The sequence below is a fragment of the Chryseobacterium sp. SORGH_AS_0447 genome (genome assembly GCF_030818695.1).
GTDB lineage: Bacteria > Bacteroidota > Bacteroidia > Flavobacteriales > Weeksellaceae > Chryseobacterium.
This window is the reverse complement of sequence record NZ_JAUTAR010000001.1, coordinates 2,777,178-2,794,741: the sequence shown is the minus strand read 5'-3', so window position 1 is coordinate 2,794,741 and position 17,564 is coordinate 2,777,178. Positions and strand designations below refer to the sequence as shown.

Sequence of the window (17,564 nt, the reverse complement as noted above, 5' to 3'; positions counted from 1 at the left end):
TTAACAGTTGAAAATGTTACCTGATATATTAAAAGATAAAAAGATAAAAAGTATTCTTGTAAGAAAAGAAGAATACTTTGATGTAGCCGATATCAAGAAAAATCATCCGGATTTAAAAATTGATACCAGCAAGGTTATTGTTGTGGGAAAAGAAGAATTTATAAAAGCGGAATATGTAAATTTTTTAACCGATTTCGATCAATCGATAAAGTATATTTTTAAACCTAAAAAATAAATTCTGCCAGATCAGTTCTACTTATTTGATCCGTATGCCATTTACAGTTTTATATAAAATTGTACAATACATCGGCAATTCAGAGATCGTTAAGCTGTTCAGAGATCTGGTATACATGTAATTAAAAAAGAGAATAATGATATTTCAAGGATGCGTTTTTTGCGCATCCTTTTTTATGACAACTATCATTTGTCTTTCTTCGGGAACTCCACTACTTTTGGGATCGCAAAACTAACTGAGAATAAACCCGAAATTATGATTAAAAAAGCAGGGAGCATCTTCTTCCTCGGAACTTTGTTTTTCGTGCAGGCGCAAGAAAAGCAAACTGATATTGAAACTATTGAAGTTCAGGGAAAGCTTTTTTCCACTCCTTACAAAAGTGCCAACCAGAATATTACCATCATTACCAGAGAGGACATTGTAAATTCCCCTGCAAAAAGCATTGATGAAATCCTTCAGCAGGTTCCGGGGATGGACATCAGGAGGAGAGGAGCGAACGGGGTGCAAAGTGATATAGGTTTCCGTGGAAGTTCTTTCGAACAGGTACTGCTGCTGTTGAATGGAATCAGAATGAACGATTCGCAGACCGGGCACAATTCCATGAACCTACCGGTAGATCTTGATGATGTGGAAAGAATTGAGGTAGTTAAAGGTCCTGCTGCACGACGTTTCGGACAAAATGCCTATGCCGGGGTCATCAACGTGATTACAAAAACAAATCCAGGAAAAAGAGTGAAGATAAGCGCCGAAGCCGGAGATTTTGGAAATTACGGACTTGGATTAAACGCTCAGCTTGGAAATGAAAAGTTCTCCAACTCCTTACAGGCGAATTCTGCAAGTTCGCAGGGATATATCTACAATACGGATTATGAGATCCGGAATGTCTTTTACCAAAGTAAACTGAATATCAAGGATGGGGATCTCAGACTGCAGGCAGGTTTTTCGGAGAAAAAATTTGGAGCCAACGGGTTTTACGCGTCCACAATCGGCAACGGAACAGTATGAAGAGACGCAGGCTTCTGTAGTAAGCATTGCCCACCAGCAAAAGTTTGGGAATCTGAAACTAAATTCAAATGTTTACTGGAGAAGAGGACAGGATATGTACCTTTTCAACAGAGCAAAACCGGAAATATATCGGAATATGCACATCGGCAACAATGCAGGCGGAGAAGTGAACTCCACTTATGAATGGGGATTAGGTACAACCGGGCTTGGAGTGGAGCTGCGAAAAGAATTCTTGGTAAGCAATAATTTAGGAAACAGGAACCGCTTTGTTTCGCAGGTATTCTTTGAGCATCATTTTTCTCTATTGGATAAAAAACTGAACATCAGCCCGGGAATTTCATGGGCCAATTATTCCAAAGAAGGAAACTTTTTCTACCCGGGGCTTGACGTAGGATATAGCTTTAACCAAAACAATAAAATCTACGGTAATATTGCAAAAGTACACCGTGTTCCTACTTTTACAGACCTGTACTACACAAGTAAAACAGAACGTGGAAATCAGGAACTGCAACCTGAAAATGCGGTTTATTCGGAAATTGGATACCAGTATCAGACAAGAAATATCTTGGTGAAGGCGAGCGGATTCCTGAGAGATACCCACAATGCCATCGACTGGACAAAAATCAGTGAGAGTGATGCCTTCTGGTCTGCCCAGAATATCGGCGATACCACCATCAAAGGAATCGAGGCCGAAGTAAATCACCGCCTGAACGACTGGCTGAAATATACGATCGGATATACTTATCTGGATAATAAAATAAATCAGCCGTCTACTTTTTTAGCAAGATATGCCCTGGATAATTTAAGGCATCAGTTTATTGCTAAATTAGAAACCATTTTCCTGAAAAACTTTACCAATGAAGTAGTTTATCGTTACAACGAAAGACTTAACAACGGAAGCTATAATCTGATTGATGAAAAATTAAGTTTCGTTAAAAAAGATTTTTCAGTGTATGTGTTGATCAATAATCTTACAAATACTTCATATACAGAAACTTTTGGGGTCCAAATGCCGCAAAGATGGTTTCATTTAGGGTTTTCATATAATATCAATATTAAGTAAATGTTAATTAATAATGAATTAAAGTTAATATTACGAAATTGTTAATTCATTTACATTTGCAAAAATTTTTTTAGATGAAATTATTTATAAGTTTAAGCCTGCTGTTTAGCATTACCTTTTTCAAAGCACAGGAACATATTTCCAGTTTTAATGCACTCACCATCACTTATAAATTTCATCCAAAATTTTTCCTTTATTTAGAAGGCCAGTCCAGAGGAATTGAAGAATATACGTATCCCGACTATTACGAGATAAAAGGAGGGTTGGGATATAATCTTACGAAAAACCACAAGCCTTTTATCGGGCTGGGAAGATATGCAACCTATAAAGAACATGCCATAAACCGGGAAGAGTTCAGGGTTTGGCTTCAGGATGTGATTGATTTTAAAAAAGGGATTGTAAAATTTGAAAACCGTTTCCGTGCAGAAAAGTCGTGGTTTTATGAACCGCAGACGGACAAAAGTTCAGAGAGAATGCGTTACCGGTACCGTCTGAATATTTCCGTTCCGCTAAATGCGAAAAAGATCGGCCCTAAAACCCTATTTGCTAATGTGTACGACGAAATTTTTATTGTTTCACCTAATAAACCTTCATTCGCACGAAACAGAATTTACGGCGGTTTAGGCTATCAGATCGATGAGCATTTCGGGGTTTTGGGGGGGTACCTTTTGCAGCGGGAGTTTGAAGCGAAAGGAAACAAAAACTTTCATTTTGTATACCTTGCTTTAAATATCAATATCGACGATACCAATCCTCCGGCAAGGACGTATCATTTCCCGGGTGCGGATTAATTAAGATGCTTTTTCCAACCTTTTCTGATATTCAAGGAGTTCTTCTTTACAATCGGTATAGATTCTGTTGATGATCACCTGATATTCGTTTACTATATGAAAAACAGAATCTACTTCCTTTTGAATATACCTATCATTGTTAAAATAGATATATTCTGAATTAATAAACTTTTGAAGAAGTTGTTTATCTTCAATTCTTAAAAAGTTTTTATAGGATGATTCTTCTATAAAATGTTTGATAATATCTTTGAAAGGTTTTTCATTTTTAAGTAAGAGAGCTCTGTACCTGCGAATTTCTTCCATTGGTAAGGTCACCATCATAAACTGGAGATGGGGAATAAAATTATTGAGGGAATTATGAAAAATATCAAATTCCTTGTCAAGTGAAGCTAACATTCTGTATTTACCTGCCAAGATTCCTTTTTCATGATGATCTGCCAGACTGTAAAAATAGCTGAAAATCCGGATATCATTTTCAATTAGTTGCTTTTTCAGATTTTCAGATTCGTCTTTAATTCTGGGAATTAAAAGTCTGGCATCTTTAGATTTATATAATCTGCCGTTGTAGCTAAAAGTTTTAATTGTTTTAGGATGTGCAATGAGGTGATTCAATAAAGACAAATCGCTATCCCTGCCAGCTTTTTCGTATACCAAATTTACATTTTCATCATTGAAGAAATCGTGTTTTTCCGAATTTTCAATATTATTCATAATTTCATCCATATCGTCAAGAACAGGATTATGATTTTCATAATACCCGTTAAATTCTGAATTGGTCGATCGGTAAGGATACTTTTCATTGTACAGCTGTAGGAATTTATTATTGTCCTCAAGGGTTTCACCAACATTTTTAATCTCAAATAAGGTTAGGTATTTGCTTGTTAAAGCCCTGCATATTTCCTTATATCCGCGGATTATATTTTTTGCCGGATCGCTGTTCTCCGGATTATTCTTTGTTTTGTTTTTTAAGATCATTTCAACTCTTTTATCCATTTCAGGATGAAATGACCATTGATCTTCAATTTTTATTTTCGCCGTGTTATATCGGTTTATGTCTTCAAGATCAATCTTCGGAAGGTCGTGTTCGAAAAAGTAGTTATTCCTCTCACTGAAAACTTTTAGAAGAAGGGTTTGGTTTTCAAATAAATCTTCAGGTAAAAATTTATTGTTGCTTTCTGCAAAGAATACAAATGAACTGTTAAAGGCTTCATTACTTAACTGCATTCTTAATAATGCTGAAACCTGCTCTTTGGGATTCGTGACATAAGTGGCCACTGCATCAGCGTGAAATTCCATTTCCCGTCTTAAAGAAGCATTGTTTTTAAACAGAAAATCTGAAAAAATCTTTAAAATATATTGAAAAGCGCTGATAAATCCCACTGAAATAATTCCAGACATCTGAAATGCCCAATGCCCGGAACCATGTTTGATAGAATTTTCAAAATCCTTATTGTTGTATACCGTATCAAAAATTATTTTTTCAGCCTGATTAACATATCCTCCGATTTTCATGCTTCGCTGTGAGAAGTGCCCGAATTCATGGGCCAAAACGGTTTTGAGTTCACCCACGGTTACCGTATTTACCAATCCAATTCCGATGGTAAGATTTTTTTTAACGGGTAAAAACATACTCCAGAAAGGAGAACTGTAACTTACACTCGCGTTAACTTCCGGTGATAAAAAAACTTTTCCGGGCCTACTTATTTTGGTTTCCCTGATAATTTCGTCAATGAGCGTAAAAAGTTCAGGCTGATTCTTTCTGTCGATCTCTATTAAATGTCTCGTGCTGTAAGTATTCTTTATGAAAATAAATTTAATCAGGAAATAAAATACAACGAGTCCAATACTTATCAGTCCCAAAGCAATAACAGCCGTAAAATAATTTGCATGCAGCATTATAAGCTTTATCGCACCGTATCCCAGCAGGAAAATCATAAGCAAGGATACGAAGATTAATATGAGATAGACTATAAAAAATAGGGTTATCGATATTATTGCAGAAATCAGCTTAGCACGGTAAGCTGAAGAAATAGGAGGGAGGTTATTAGTCATTTGAATATTGTGTTTTTAATACTTATCAACCAAGTAGTGATAGGCTTTCAGATATTTGTTGAATCTTTTAATATCTTTTGGTGTCAGTTCGCGGTTTACCCTTCTGAGATCCATGTTATCACGCAGGTCGTTGAGCTTAACGGCAACGGCAAGCGGTGATCTTTCGGTTCTTTTTACAAAATCGTCATATTCTTCATCAGGGTCGAATTTTGTCAGGCAGCTGATGGCAAAAATGATGTATTCGGGAAAGCCTTCGGCCCGGAGATAATCCAGGCTGAATTCCTGGGGATGATCTTCTACGACATCATGAAGCACGCCGACGATTTTTTCGTCCAGGGTCTTTCCGTATTCCATTACACGCATGACATGGGCAATATATGGAGCGTGATATTTATCGGTCTGTCCTTTGTGTGCTTTGTCCGCTATTTTTATCGCTCGGTTGAGCAGTTCTTCTTTTGTCATTATCTATACAGTAGACTGCAAAAATAAAAAATGCTTCAAGATTTCGGGACATTTTTGTGCATTTATTTTACGGGTTTTGAATTTTTCAGAACGATTTAGATGGGCTCACTTATTTTCATTACCAATTCGTGGGATCTCTTATTTGTTTTAAATTTCTTTGAAATAGTCTTATTTGCTTTTGGGTCTAAACAAGCTGTCTGCTTTTTCTTTTTTAGAGCCTTCCGGCGTCATGGAATTCAGCATTTTGTAATCTGTCTGATCGTTCTTTGTATCTTTCAAGGAGGAATATTCGGTGCCGCTTGCAGGTTTGGCTACGGGCATTCTGTCCAAACTTCTCTGTTGGTCCATTGGGCGGACTGTATCTTTAAAAAGATTATTCTTTTTGTGGAGGGTATCAATTTGGGGAGTTAATGATTTCAGCTCTTTTTTTGCCTGGGCAGAAAGCGATACCGAAATCAGCAGTATCGGAAACAGTAGTTTTTTCATTGCTTATATTTTTGAATTAATATTTTTTTATTTAAGACAATCCGGACCAGGATAGCATTACATCTCCAAAGATAATTTATTAGTTTAAAATAAAAAAACGCCTCAAATTATTGAGACGCTTTGAAATCAAATGTATATATAAAAGACTAATACGTACCTTTATCGATATAGTGGGCAGCAATTTTTTCCGTTAGTGCTACTACGTTCGGATGATTCGTGTATTTGGTAAATCTTCTGAGCCCTGAAAGCATCATTCTCTGTTCATCACCCTCTGCGAAGGATACGATTCCTTCTTTTGCTGCAGTAATGATCTTTTCAACCGCTTTATAAAGGTTCAGCTGAGCCATGGCTGCTTCCACAGATTCCGGAGCGAAATGTTTTTCTGCCCGTAAAACTGAAGATTCTGCCATATAAATCTGGTTAAGGATTTCAGAAGCATTCAACAACAGGTGCTGCTGTTTTTCGATATCCATCATGTATTTCTGAAGTGCAGCTCCAGACACCATTAAGAAGACTTTTTTCAGATTGGCAATAATGGCCTTTTCTTCACTCATGAAAGCAGAGTAGTCCGGAACTTCAAAAGAAGGAATTCCCATAAGCTCTTTGCCGATGGCCATTGCCGGAGAAAGCAGATCCAATTCACCTTTCATGGCACGTTTGATCAGCATTCCTACCGCAAGAAGTCGGTTGATTTCATTAGTTCCTTCATAAATTCTTGAAATCCTTGAATCTCTCCATGCTGCTTCCATCGGGGTATCCTCAGAGAATCCCATTCCTCCGTATACCTGGATTCCTTCGTCAGCGGTATGCTGAGCCAGGTCAGAAACAAAAACTTTTAAAATAGAGCATTCCACTGCGAATTCTTCTACACCTTTCAGCTCAGCGGCCTGGTGATCCATTCCGCCTGCTACCAATTCATCAATTTTATCCTGAATGTTTTTGGCTGCTCTGTATGATCCGGCTTCACTTACATAAACGCCGGTTGCCATTTCAGCAATTTTTTTTCTGATGGCCCCGAAAGTAGAAATGGAAACTCCAAACTGTTTTCTTTCGTTTGAATATTGAATAGAATGGTTTAAAATTCTTCTCTGTGCATCAAGGCAGGCTGCCGCTAATTTGATACGGCCGACATTCAGTGCATTTAAAGCGATTTTAAAACCGTTATTTCTTTCTCCTAAAAGATTTTCAACAGGAATTTTCATATCATTAAAGAATACCTGTCTTGTAGAAGATGCACGGATTCCCAATTTATGTTCTTCCTCACCGAAAGTCAGGCTTTCAGGATTTTCCAGTTCGGAACGGTTGATGACAAAACCGGTGATGTTTTTGTCATCGTCGATTTTAGCAAATAAAGTAAAAGTATCGGCAAATCCTGCATTGGAAATCCACATTTTCTGTCCGTTGATGATGTAATATTTTCCATCCTCAGACAACTTGGCTCTGGTTTTCCCTGAATTGGCATCAGAACCTGCATCAGGCTCCGTTAAGCAATAAGCCCCGAATTTGGTTCCTGCTGCAAGGTCCGGAAGATATTTTTGTTTTTGTTCTTCCGTTCCGTAAAGTACGATCGGCAGGGTACCAATTCCGGTATGTGCTCCGTAAGCCGTGGCCAAAGAACCGGTAACTCCGGAAAGGTAATCGCAGGCCAGCATGGTTGTTACGAATCCCATTCCCAAACCTCCGTATTCTTCAGGAACTGCAATTCCCAACATTCCCATTTCTCCAAGCTTACGCATCACTTCCTCGGTGAGTGTATAATCCTTTTTCTCAAAACGTTCTTTTTGCGGAACCACTTCCCGGTCTATAAATTCCTTCGCAGAATCGCGAAGCATTTTCTGTTCTTCATTCAGTTCTTCAAGACTGAAAATTTCATTTGCAGGAATTTCCTTGATCAGGAATTCGCCACCTTTTACTATATTTCCCATTTAATACTGTTTTAATTTTTATCAGATTTTCAGATCATTTATTTAGAAAGAACAAACTTTTAATCCACAATAAAAGTTATGCTTTTGATCCTCCACCTGTTGATTTATTTTTAAGTCTCGTTATAATAGTTCAAAAACACTGGCCGCACCTTGTCCTGTTCCCACGCACATGGTAACCAAACCGTATTTGTTTCCGCGTTTTCTCATTTCATCCAGCAGCTGAACCGTCAGTTTGGTTCCCGTACATCCCAGAGGGTGGCCTAAGGCAATAGCTCCTCCGTTAACATTTAAAATGTCAGGATTAAAATCCAGTTCCTTCTTGATGGCTACGGACTGAGAGGCGAACGCTTCGTTCATTTCAATCAGCTCAATATCTTTAAGCTCGAGTCCTGCCTGTTTTAAGGCTTTTGGAATTGCATAAAGCGGTCCCATTCCCATAATTCTCGGCTCCAGACCCGCTGCTGCATAAGAAACCAATCGGGCCTCCGGCTGTAAACCTAATTCTTTTACCATCTCTTCACTCATAACCACCACGAAAGCTGCTCCGTCACTCATCTGCGATGAATTCCCTGCGGTTACGCTGCCTCCGTTGGCAAAAACAGGCTTTAATTTCGCCAGTCCTTCCAGTGAAGTATCTGCTCTTGGGCCTTCGTCTATTGCAAAGTCGAATTTTTTCGTCTGTATTTTCTGGTTTTCATCCAGAAATGTATATTCAACCGGGATCGGAACAATCTGGCTTGCAAAACGGCCTTCCTGATTCGCTTTTAAAGCTTTTCTATGAGAGTCAAAAGCAAACGCGTCCTGTTCTTCTCTCGTAATATTGTATTGCTTGGCCACTTCCTCAGCCGTATAACCCATTCCCCAGTAATAATCGGGATTTGTTTTGGCAATATCCGTTTCCGGTACCGGCTTATAACCGCCCATCGGAATATAAGACATGGATTCTGTACCACCGGCGATAATGCAGTCGGCCATACCCGCCTGGATTTTTGCAGAAGCAATAGCAATCGCCTCGCTTCCGGATGCGCAGTACCGGTTTACCGTTACGCCAGGAACTTTGTCAGTGTTTAACCCCATCAGGGAAATAAGACGCGCTACATTTAATCCCTGTTCGGCTTCCGGCATCGCATTTCCTACGATCAGATCGTCAACCCTGTTTTTATCCAATTGCGGAAGTTCGGCCATTAGTTTTTCAATAACTGTGGCTGCCATTACATCGGGTCTTGTAAATCGTAAACTTCCCTTTGGTGCTTTTCCAACGGCCGTTCTGAACCCTTTTACTATATATGCTGTTTTTGACATTTTTTTATTTTATTAAATTTAATATGCTTATGATGGGATTTACTGTTGATGCAAATTTTGAAGAAATACCTAAAAATTTTATCAGTTTATCAGTATTACTTTTTTTGATTATTTCTTTTTCTTCTTCAGAAAGCTTACCTAATTCATTAATTAGCTTTTCAACATAACTAATTCCGCTTGTGGTTAATCCTAAATAATTATAAGAGCTGAAAATACCTTCACTCAATAAAAATTCAACATTTTTTCTAAAATAAATTACATCAAAGTCATCTCCAAGTAATTCCTTGATTGACTTTTCAATTCTTTTAGAATCAGTTTCTTGATAATCATTTATATATCCATTACTCAAAAAATAACTTTTTAAAAGAATTAAGTTTCTATATAAATTATTTTTGTCTTTAAGTTCAACCCAAACGTTTCCCATAGCTTTTAGTTTCTCAACGGTTTTCCATTCTGTAACATGTACTGGATTCTTTCCAACGTTTTTCTTTCGCCACAAAGCTGTAAGAACGTTTCTCTTTCGAGATTCAATAAATACTGCTCAGTGACTACAGTCTCTTCGGAAAGATTTCCGCCGACCATGACATTGGCCAGTTTATCGGCGATTTTCTTGTCGTGTTCGGAAATATAGTTTCCGGTAAGCATCTGGTCGGTTCCTACGTAGAACATTCCCAGTGCATCTTTACCCAATACTTTTACCTTCTGTTCGATCGGCTGGGTATAGCCGTGTTCAGCAAGGCTTTTCGCCAGCATTTTAGCGGTCATGATCTGACTTCTTTTATCTACGGATACAATGTCTTTTCCATGTTCAAGAATTCCCATATCGTAAGCCTCGTAAGCAGAAGTGGCCACTTTACCCATGGCAATATTCATGAATGCTTCACGGAGGCGATTGTTTTTTACATCATCTTTATGGAATTCCCTGGAAGTCCTTAAAGTAAGTTCTTTGGTACCGCCACCGCCTGGAATAACACCGACTCCGGTTTCAACCAATCCAATGTAAGTTTCTGCAGCAGCGACAACGCGGTCGGCGTGCATCGTCATTTCACAGCCTCCGCCCAAAGTCATTCCGTGAGGAGCAACAACAACAGGAATAGAAGAGTAGCGTACCCTCATCATGGATTTCTGGAAATAAGCAATAGCCATATTCAGATCATCCCAGTCCTGTTCGATGGCCATCATTAAGATCATCGCCAAATTGGCTCCCACAGAGAAGTTGGTTCCCTGATTTCCAATCACCAGACCGTCGTATTCTTTTTCGGCCAGATCAATGGCTCTGTTCAATCCATCAAGTACCTCACCACCCAAAGAATTCATTTTAGAACGGATTTCAAAGTTGATGATTCCGTCACCAAGGTCTTCAATGGCCGCCCCGGAGTTGCTCCAAAGGGTTTTGTTTTTACGGATATTATCTAAAATGATAAAAGAATCCTGGCCGGGAATCTTATTGTATCCTCCTGAGTTTTTATCCACATAAATGCTCTGTCCGTCTTCATTTACTTTGTAGAAAGTTTCTACATTTTTTACCCAGTCGGAAACTTCGTAGCCCGCATCTTTAGCCAATTCAATACCTTTCTGAACGCCAACGGCATCCCAGATTTCGAAGGGACCGTTTTCCCATCCGAAACCGGCTTTCATGGCATCATCGATCTTGTAAACCTCATCCGAGATCTCAGGAACTTTATGGGAAACGTAAGCGAACAGGGCACCCAATGATTTTCTGTAAAGCTCTCCGGCTTTATCTTTTCCACCGATTAATACTTTGAAGCGGTCAATCGGTTTATCGATATTTTTGGTCAGCTCCAGAGTTGGGAAAGAAGATTTTCCCTGAAGTTCATATTCCAGGGTATCAAGATTTAACCCGTGGATTTCAGATTTTCCGTCAGCACTTTTTACTTTTTTGTAAAAGCCCTGCTGTGTTTTGGAACCGAGCCATTTGTTATCTACCATTTTTTGGATATAACCGGGAAGAGCAAACACGTCGTTAAAATTGTTTGCCTCAGCACCGCTCTGGCGAACGCCGTTGGCTACCATTACCAAGGTATCAAGACCAACAACATCGGCTGTTCTAAATGTAGCCGATTTCGGACGGCCGATCACAGGACCGGTTAATTTATCAACTTCAGAAACGGTTAATCCGAGTTTCTGTACATTGTGCAACAGATCCATCATCGAAAATACCCCGATTCTGTTGGCAATGAACGCAGGGGTATCTTTTGCCAGGACGGTTGTTTTGCCAAGGAATTTGGCTCCGTAATTCATATAAAAGTCGATAACTTCCGGAAGGGTATTGTTTGTCGGGATAATTTCCAGCAGTGGAAGGTAACGTACCGGATTAAAAAAGTGTGTCCCTGCAAAATATTGCTTGAAGTCTTCACTTCTTCCTTCCGTTAAAAAATGGATGGGAATTCCGGAAGTATTGGAGGAAATCAAAGTTCCCGGTTTTCTGAACTGTTCTATTTTTTCGTAAACGGATTTTTTGATGTCGAGTTTTTCAACTACTACCTCAATAATCCAGTCTGTATTTTTTATCTTAGGTAAATCATCGTCAAAGTTTCCTACCGTTATCCGTTCTGCAAATTTCGGAGAATAGAGCAGGGCTGGGCTTGCTTTCTTCAGTTTTTCAAAGTTTTCGGAAGCGATTCTGTTTCTTACCGCTTTATCATCTTTGGTCAAACCTTTTTTCTGTTCCGCTTCAGTCAGTTCGAAAGGAACGATGTCCAACAGCGAAACCTGTACGCCAATATTGGCAAAGTGCGCTGCAATACCGCTTCCCATAATTCCTGAACCAAGAACGGTCACGTGTTTGATTCTTCTTTTCATTAATATTTATTTTTAGTTATTATCTGTAAAAATGTAATGGCTTCATCAGTTCCGGTTATTTTTTCATTTAATCATTAAACACGGAACGGACCTTTATTTTCTATTGTTGATATCCGATGCGATTTTCATGATTTCACTCATGACTTCTTTAAAGGTTTCCAGCTTTTCAGGTGAAATTTTTTCCATCACCTTTTTATTGAAGTTGACAACCACTTCTTTAGACATATTTCTGGAATTCAAACCTTTATCTGTAAGCTTTATAATAACCTCCCGTTTATCGGTGGTCGTTTTTTCCTTGTAGATATAGCCATTGTCTTCGAGAAGCTTGATGATCCGGGTAAGCGAAGTCGGTTCGATCGCCATCTTTGGACCCAGGTTTGTACTTCTTGTACCTTCTTTCGGATCTATTTTTAAAAGAGTAAGGGCCTGAACTGCCGTAGAATCGTGCTCCTGAGCCAGTTCGGTATACATCTTCGAAACGGCCAGCCAGGTCTGCTTTAAAATTAAATCTACGTTCTCTATTTTTTCTTTATTGTTATCCATCATTTTCTGCTGAAAGGTTCTAAACCAAATTTAGTAAATATTATGCATGCATAGTATTTATTTGCGTTAAAATTTGTTAACACAATGGAAATGAGAATGTTAATTTATATGACTAGCATAATATTATGCATGCATAATATATGACTTATTTAATTAAAAGTACGTACTAATGAATGGTTTTCACGAATTTAACAATTTCTTCAAAAGATTCGCATAGGTGTATAGATGAATGATGAGTAATTAACCAAATAGGATCTCTAAGTTCGAATTGAAGTGCTGAAAGGTCTTTCTGAAAGTTTTTCTGGAGCAGGGAATACAGCATTTCCTTATGCGTATCCGGTGCTGTAATTTTAGGAGGGACGAACTCTTCGTTAATTTCAAACAGGGTAGGATTCAGCAATTCGGTATGCTGAAGCAGAATATCTTCCACAATTCCTGAATACAAGGCTCCTTGTTTTACATACCAGATCTTATCGGCAAATTCTTTTGCCAGCCGCCAGTCGTGGGAAGAGAAGAGGATCAGCTTATTTTGCTCCTTAGCCAGCTTTCTAAGTGTTTTGAGGATGATGATCTTATTTTTTTCGTCGAGATGGGTCGTGGGTTCATCCAAAATGATGATAGGAGCATTCTGCGTAATGGCTCGCCCAATAAATGCTTTCTGGAGATTTCCATCTGAAAGATTTTTGAGCAGGGTGTGTTTATACTGTGATAGATCCAGTTCTTCAATAATGTGGGAAACTTCTTCCCGGTCTTCTTTTTTCAGTTCGAAATAGAAGGGATAGTAAATGTATTTTCCCAGTGAAATAAGGTCTTCAACCGTATAATTATGTGGAACAAGCGATGTTGAAAAAACGACGGCGATCTGTTCTGCAATTTCTTTTACGGAAAAATGTTTAATGTTTTTGTCTTTAATGAAAATATCTCCTTTCAGTAAATTGATCTGATGTAAAATGGATTTAATTAAAGTGGTTTTCCCAACGCCGTTATTCCCGATCAGCAGGCCTACTTCTCCCAGGTTCAAATGGGTGTCCACATTTGAAAGTAAGGTTTTGTTGTAGCCGATGTCTGCCTGTTGTATTTTTAGATGCATACTTAAATAGAAATGATCGTAATAAAGATTAAAAGAGGAACTATACTAAAAATAAAATACAGAAATTTGTACTTTTTGACTTTCCATAAACTATATGCTCCTGAAATTAAGGATACCCAAAACGCTGAAGGTATTGCTACCATAAACCACCAATTATGGCCATACGAATAAATCCAATGTTTCTCCTGACTCATTCTAAACATTTTTGAATACTCCAAGAGTACAAAACTTAATACAATCAAAAAGATGTTTGCGATGATCAGTTGTACTTGTGTTATCGTTATTTTCATTAGTATTATCTAACAATATATTTTGAATTCAATTTATTCCGTCAAATTATTTCCATCAGATTAGTTTGGATTCTTACAGAATGACAAGCTAATGTATATATTATTATTTAAAGTAAATATTCTAGACATCTGATATAGATATTTAAACCTTATTCTGTTTCAAAAGCATCACCAGAATTACCGGGATTCCGAAAACAGAGCTGATAACATTTAGAGGAATCTGTGTTTTCTCTGCAATAACTGAGAATAAGAGCATAACCAGCATTCCTAAGAACATATTTAGGATCCATTGCTGCCACAGCTTTGAAGGGTTGTAAATCAGCCGGCAGAAATGCGGGACGATAATCCCAATAAACAAGATCGGGCCTAAAAAAGCGGTAACGGAAGCCGAAAGCAGGGCAGAGGCAATAATAATGGAGATCTTTAAGCGGTTCAGGTTTACCCCTAGGCTTTGAGCATAGGAGATGCCTAAAGAATTACCTATTAGAGGTTTTATCGTATTGAAACAAATCCATAATCCGCCTGCTATTAAAATGGCCAGGACATAGATCTGATTCCTTGAAACCATGTTATTGGCTCCGAAAGACCATAAAATGTAGTTTTTCAGGCTTTGATTTTCTGCATAAAACTGAAGCAGCGAAACAATAGCTCCCGCGAATGCCGAAACCAAAAATCCAAAAATAACCAGATACGATTTGTCCTGGAATCGCTTCGACATGAAAAGCAGAATGAGCATCAGCAGTAAGCTTCCGGCAATGGCCGATAAGCTCAAGAAACTGTTTTGTAGGAATTCCGGAAGAAGAATATCGTGGGAAAAGAAAATATAAAATGCCACTGATAAACTCGCCACCGAAGTAATCCCGAGAATATCCGGCCCGGCCAGAGGATTCTGAAAGTATTCCTGCATCAGAAACCCGGATGTCGGAATGGAAATTCCTGCCAGCAGCATCACCAGAACGCGGTTGATTCGGATCTCTGCAATCTGGCTGTTGGCAGATTCACCCAGGAAGTCATTAACGTTTAAACTTAAAAATCCTGTGTTCAGATTAATGACTGCCATTACAATTATTGCAATCCATAAACATAAACACAGGATTTTGAATTTATCAGACATTTTTGAAATAATTCTCAGATTATTTTAAGAACGCATTAATTTTTTCATTCAGCATTTCTTCGGACATGGAACCTTCAATTTCATCAGTTTTACTTCCTTTTCTGAAATAGGTAAAAGGAATTCCATTGCCTTTCCATGTTTCAAAATTGGAAAAAAAGGTATTGTCAAATTTAGATTCATCCACTAGGACGATATGGTTTTCAAGTCCGTTTTCTTTGGCAAATGCCGGAACTTTATCTTTCCAGGCAGTTTTATCAAGAATATCGACAAAGGTAAATTTCACCGGCTTGCCATTCAGTTCCTGCATTTTTTTCTTAAAATGCGGAATTTCCATCATGCATGGGCCACACCAGGTTGCAAAAAAATTGGTGACGTATAGGGTATCATCCTTTTTGGATAAATGCTGCACAAGTTCCTGTTGGGAAATTTCTTTCAATTCAACTTTCGGAGCTTCGGCTTCTTTAGAAACTGCCGTAGAATCTGCTGATCCCAAATTTTCTTCAGTTTTTTGGCTCTCCTTTTTACAGCTTGCCAAAGCAAAAAGAACAAGCGTAGCTAAAATTATCTTTTTCATAATTATTTTTTATTTATTTTTGAGTTGAAGTTATGGAACAACACATCTATAAAGGGAAACTGACGCAGTTTCATCGGCTAAAAATAGCGAAAAAGGAAGAACTTACCAAAAATACTTTTTCCCTGGAATTTGAAATTTCGGAGCATTTGAAACGGAATTTTGAGTTTGAAGCAGGGCAGTTTGTAAGCATAAAATTTAAGGCTCCGGATAAGGAAGTGATTCATGATTACTCAATGACTTCTGCACCTTATGAGCAAAAAATAGCATTGGGAATTAAAATTAATTCTCCGGAAGGAGCTGCCGCACACCTGTCTGAAAATTATCAGGTAGGCGATGAGCTTTGGGTAAGCGAACCGGCCGGAAGATTTACACTGGTCTCCAAGCCTAGCGAATTCAGAACCATTGTAGGTTTTGCGGCAGGAATTGGCATTACCCCGATTTTAAGCCATTTTAAAAATATCCTGTATAATGAACCCCGGACAAGATTATTCCTTTTTTTCGGGAACAAGAGTTCGGAAGAACTGATTTTCAGAGACGAGCTGGACCATCTTGCCAAAGAGTACAATGACCGGCTTCAGATCTTTTATTTTTATTCAAAGGAAAGGACATCCAACAGCTTCTTTCACGGCAGGCTGGATGATAAAAAATTAAGTCTCATCATCAACCAGATCCTTCACCTGGATGATACCGATGAAGAATCTACGATCTGGGATGCGGTGGATGAAGTGCTGATCTGCGGAAAAGGGGAGATGATCAAAACACTGGCGAATGCCTGCTACCATCACGGAATTCCGAAGAAAAACATTCACTTTGAACTGTTTGAAGAATTTAATGATGATATTTATCCCGTAGAAAAAGAGTTTCCTCTGATTGAAAATGTAAAAGTGGAATTCAATTTGCTAGGTAGGATCTATGATACCACACTGCCGGACAATAAAGAAAAAATTCTTCAGCAGCTGTTAATCCAAAAATTTCCTGTACCTTATTCCTGCAAATCCGGGATTTGCGGAAGCTGCGAATGTATTCTGGAAGAAGGCGAAGTAGAATTGCTGGAAAACGAATACCTGACTGAAAAAGAAGAGGGAAAAGGACATATTTTAGCTTGTATGTCTATTGCAAAAAGCAGGAAAATAAAGCTTAACTTTGATCTTAGTTGAGAATAATAAAAAACATATTTAATCTAATATTCATATCAATAGAAATAGGAATTCTGTTGATATGTCTTGCCAATGCCTGGGTTTTCGCCCTAACAGATGGTAGGACTTATACTAAAATCTCCAAAATCCCTCCCCGTGAAGTCGCCCTTGTTCTGGGAACTTCCCCAAAAATGAGATCAGGAGTGTCCAATCCGTATTTTACAAAAAGAATGGATGCGGCGGCTTTACTGTATCATCACGGGAAAATTCGGAAAATTCTGGTAAGCGGAGAAAAGAGCAAAGGTTACGACGAGCCTGCGGCTATGAAAACTTATCTGATTTATCAGGAAGGCGTTCCGGAAGACATTATTATTGAAGATCCAAAAGGTTTTAATACTCATAAAAGTATTCTTCGCTGCAAAGATGTATACCATAAAGACAATGTGATTATTGTTTCCCAGGGGTTTCATAACCTCCGGGCGCTTCTTTTTGCCAGAAACAACAATATGAATGCTTTAGGATTTGATGCGCAGGATGTTACAAAACCTGAAAGCTATTACAGAAACCAGTTCAGAGAGATTCTTGCGAGAACAGTGGCGGTTGTGTATTTTGCTTTGGGAATTTCACCGGATTAGGCAATCAATTTCGATTTATTCATTTTAGGAGATTGAAT

At 38.4% G+C, this 17,564-nt stretch carries 17 protein-coding genes; 6 read left to right on the top strand and 11 right to left on the bottom strand.

The window, feature by feature from the left end:
• Positions 1 to 13 precede the first annotated feature (13 nt).
• The 4 genes from QE422_RS12940 (at position 14) to QE422_RS12925 (ending at position 3,094) form a co-directional block, all read left to right on the top strand.
• Positions 14 to 235 (top strand): hypothetical protein, encoded by a 222-nt coding sequence (locus QE422_RS12940; RefSeq protein ID WP_307459018.1) that lies wholly within the window; start codon positions 14 to 16, stop codon positions 233 to 235.
• Positions 236 to 490: 255 nt separating this feature from the next.
• Positions 491 to 1,240 (top strand): TonB-dependent receptor, encoded by a 750-nt coding sequence (locus QE422_RS12935; protein ID WP_307459015.1) that lies wholly within the window; start codon positions 491 to 493, stop codon positions 1,238 to 1,240.
• Positions 1,191 to 2,303, top strand: a complete 1,113-nt coding sequence (locus QE422_RS12930; RefSeq protein WP_307459012.1) for a TonB-dependent receptor — start codon at positions 1,191 to 1,193, stop codon at positions 2,301 to 2,303. The genes QE422_RS12935 and QE422_RS12930 overlap by 50 nt, the downstream gene beginning before the upstream one ends.
• 74 nt (positions 2,304 to 2,377) lie before the next feature.
• Entirely contained in the window at positions 2,378 to 3,094 is a 717-nt protein-coding gene (locus QE422_RS12925; RefSeq protein ID WP_307459010.1) for a DUF2490 domain-containing protein, read from the top strand.
• On the opposite strand, the gene QE422_RS12920 is transcribed toward QE422_RS12925, so the two are convergent.
• The 11 genes from QE422_RS12920 to QE422_RS12870 form a co-directional block, all read right to left on the bottom strand.
• Entirely contained in the window at positions 3,095 to 4,990 is a 1,896-nt protein-coding gene (locus tag QE422_RS12920) for a M48 family metallopeptidase (protein ID WP_307459007.1), read from the bottom strand. It lies immediately after the preceding gene.
• 171 nt (positions 4,991 to 5,161) lie between these two features.
• Positions 5,162 to 5,608, bottom strand: coding sequence for a phosphohydrolase (locus tag QE422_RS12915; protein ID WP_307459004.1), 447 nt, complete (start codon positions 5,606 to 5,608; stop codon positions 5,162 to 5,164).
• A gap of 168 nt (positions 5,609 to 5,776) precedes the next feature.
• Positions 5,777 to 6,094: a hypothetical protein gene (locus QE422_RS12910; RefSeq protein WP_307459000.1), complete on the bottom strand. Its 318-nt coding sequence runs from the start codon at positions 6,092 to 6,094 to the stop codon at positions 5,777 to 5,779.
• Between the two features lie 146 nt (positions 6,095 to 6,240).
• On the bottom strand, positions 6,241 to 8,019 hold the full coding sequence (locus QE422_RS12905) for an acyl-CoA dehydrogenase family protein (protein WP_307458997.1): 1,779 nt from the start codon (positions 8,017 to 8,019) through the stop codon (positions 6,241 to 6,243).
• Positions 8,020 to 8,139: 120 nt separating this feature from the next.
• On the bottom strand, positions 8,140 to 9,321 hold the full coding sequence (locus tag QE422_RS12900) for an acetyl-CoA C-acyltransferase (RefSeq protein WP_307458995.1): 1,182 nt from the start codon (positions 9,319 to 9,321) through the stop codon (positions 8,140 to 8,142).
• A gap of 4 nt (positions 9,322 to 9,325) precedes the next feature.
• On the bottom strand, positions 9,326 to 9,745 hold the full coding sequence (locus tag QE422_RS12895; protein WP_307458992.1) for a hypothetical protein: 420 nt from the start codon (positions 9,743 to 9,745) through the stop codon (positions 9,326 to 9,328).
• Positions 9,746 to 9,750: 5 nt separating this feature from the next.
• On the bottom strand, positions 9,751 to 12,144 hold the full coding sequence (locus QE422_RS12890) for a 3-hydroxyacyl-CoA dehydrogenase/enoyl-CoA hydratase family protein (protein WP_307458989.1): 2,394 nt from the start codon (positions 12,142 to 12,144) through the stop codon (positions 9,751 to 9,753).
• Between the two features lie 93 nt (positions 12,145 to 12,237).
• On the bottom strand, positions 12,238 to 12,687 hold the full coding sequence (locus QE422_RS12885; protein ID WP_307462370.1) for a MarR family winged helix-turn-helix transcriptional regulator: 450 nt from the start codon (positions 12,685 to 12,687) through the stop codon (positions 12,238 to 12,240).
• Between the two features lie 166 nt (positions 12,688 to 12,853).
• Entirely contained in the window at positions 12,854 to 13,777 is a 924-nt protein-coding gene (locus QE422_RS12880) for an ABC transporter ATP-binding protein (RefSeq protein WP_307458988.1), read from the bottom strand.
• Positions 13,778 to 14,209: 432 nt separating this feature from the next.
• Entirely contained in the window at positions 14,210 to 15,181 is a 972-nt protein-coding gene (locus QE422_RS12875; protein WP_307458984.1) for an iron ABC transporter permease, read from the bottom strand.
• Positions 15,182 to 15,200: 19 nt separating this feature from the next.
• Entirely contained in the window at positions 15,201 to 15,755 is a 555-nt protein-coding gene (locus tag QE422_RS12870; protein WP_307458983.1) for a thioredoxin family protein, read from the bottom strand.
• Between the two features lie 32 nt (positions 15,756 to 15,787).
• On the opposite strand from QE422_RS12870, the gene QE422_RS12865 reads away from it, so the two are divergent.
• Positions 15,788 to 16,912, top strand: coding sequence for a ferredoxin--NADP reductase (locus tag QE422_RS12865; protein WP_307458980.1), 1,125 nt, complete (start codon positions 15,788 to 15,790; stop codon positions 16,910 to 16,912).
• Positions 16,909 to 17,526 carry a vancomycin high temperature exclusion protein gene (locus tag QE422_RS12860; RefSeq protein WP_307458978.1) on the top strand — a complete coding sequence of 206 codons (618 nt, stop codon included), beginning with the start codon at positions 16,909 to 16,911 and terminating at the stop codon, positions 17,524 to 17,526. The genes QE422_RS12865 and QE422_RS12860 overlap by 4 nt, the downstream gene beginning before the upstream one ends.
• Positions 17,527 to 17,564: the final 38 nt, after the last annotated feature.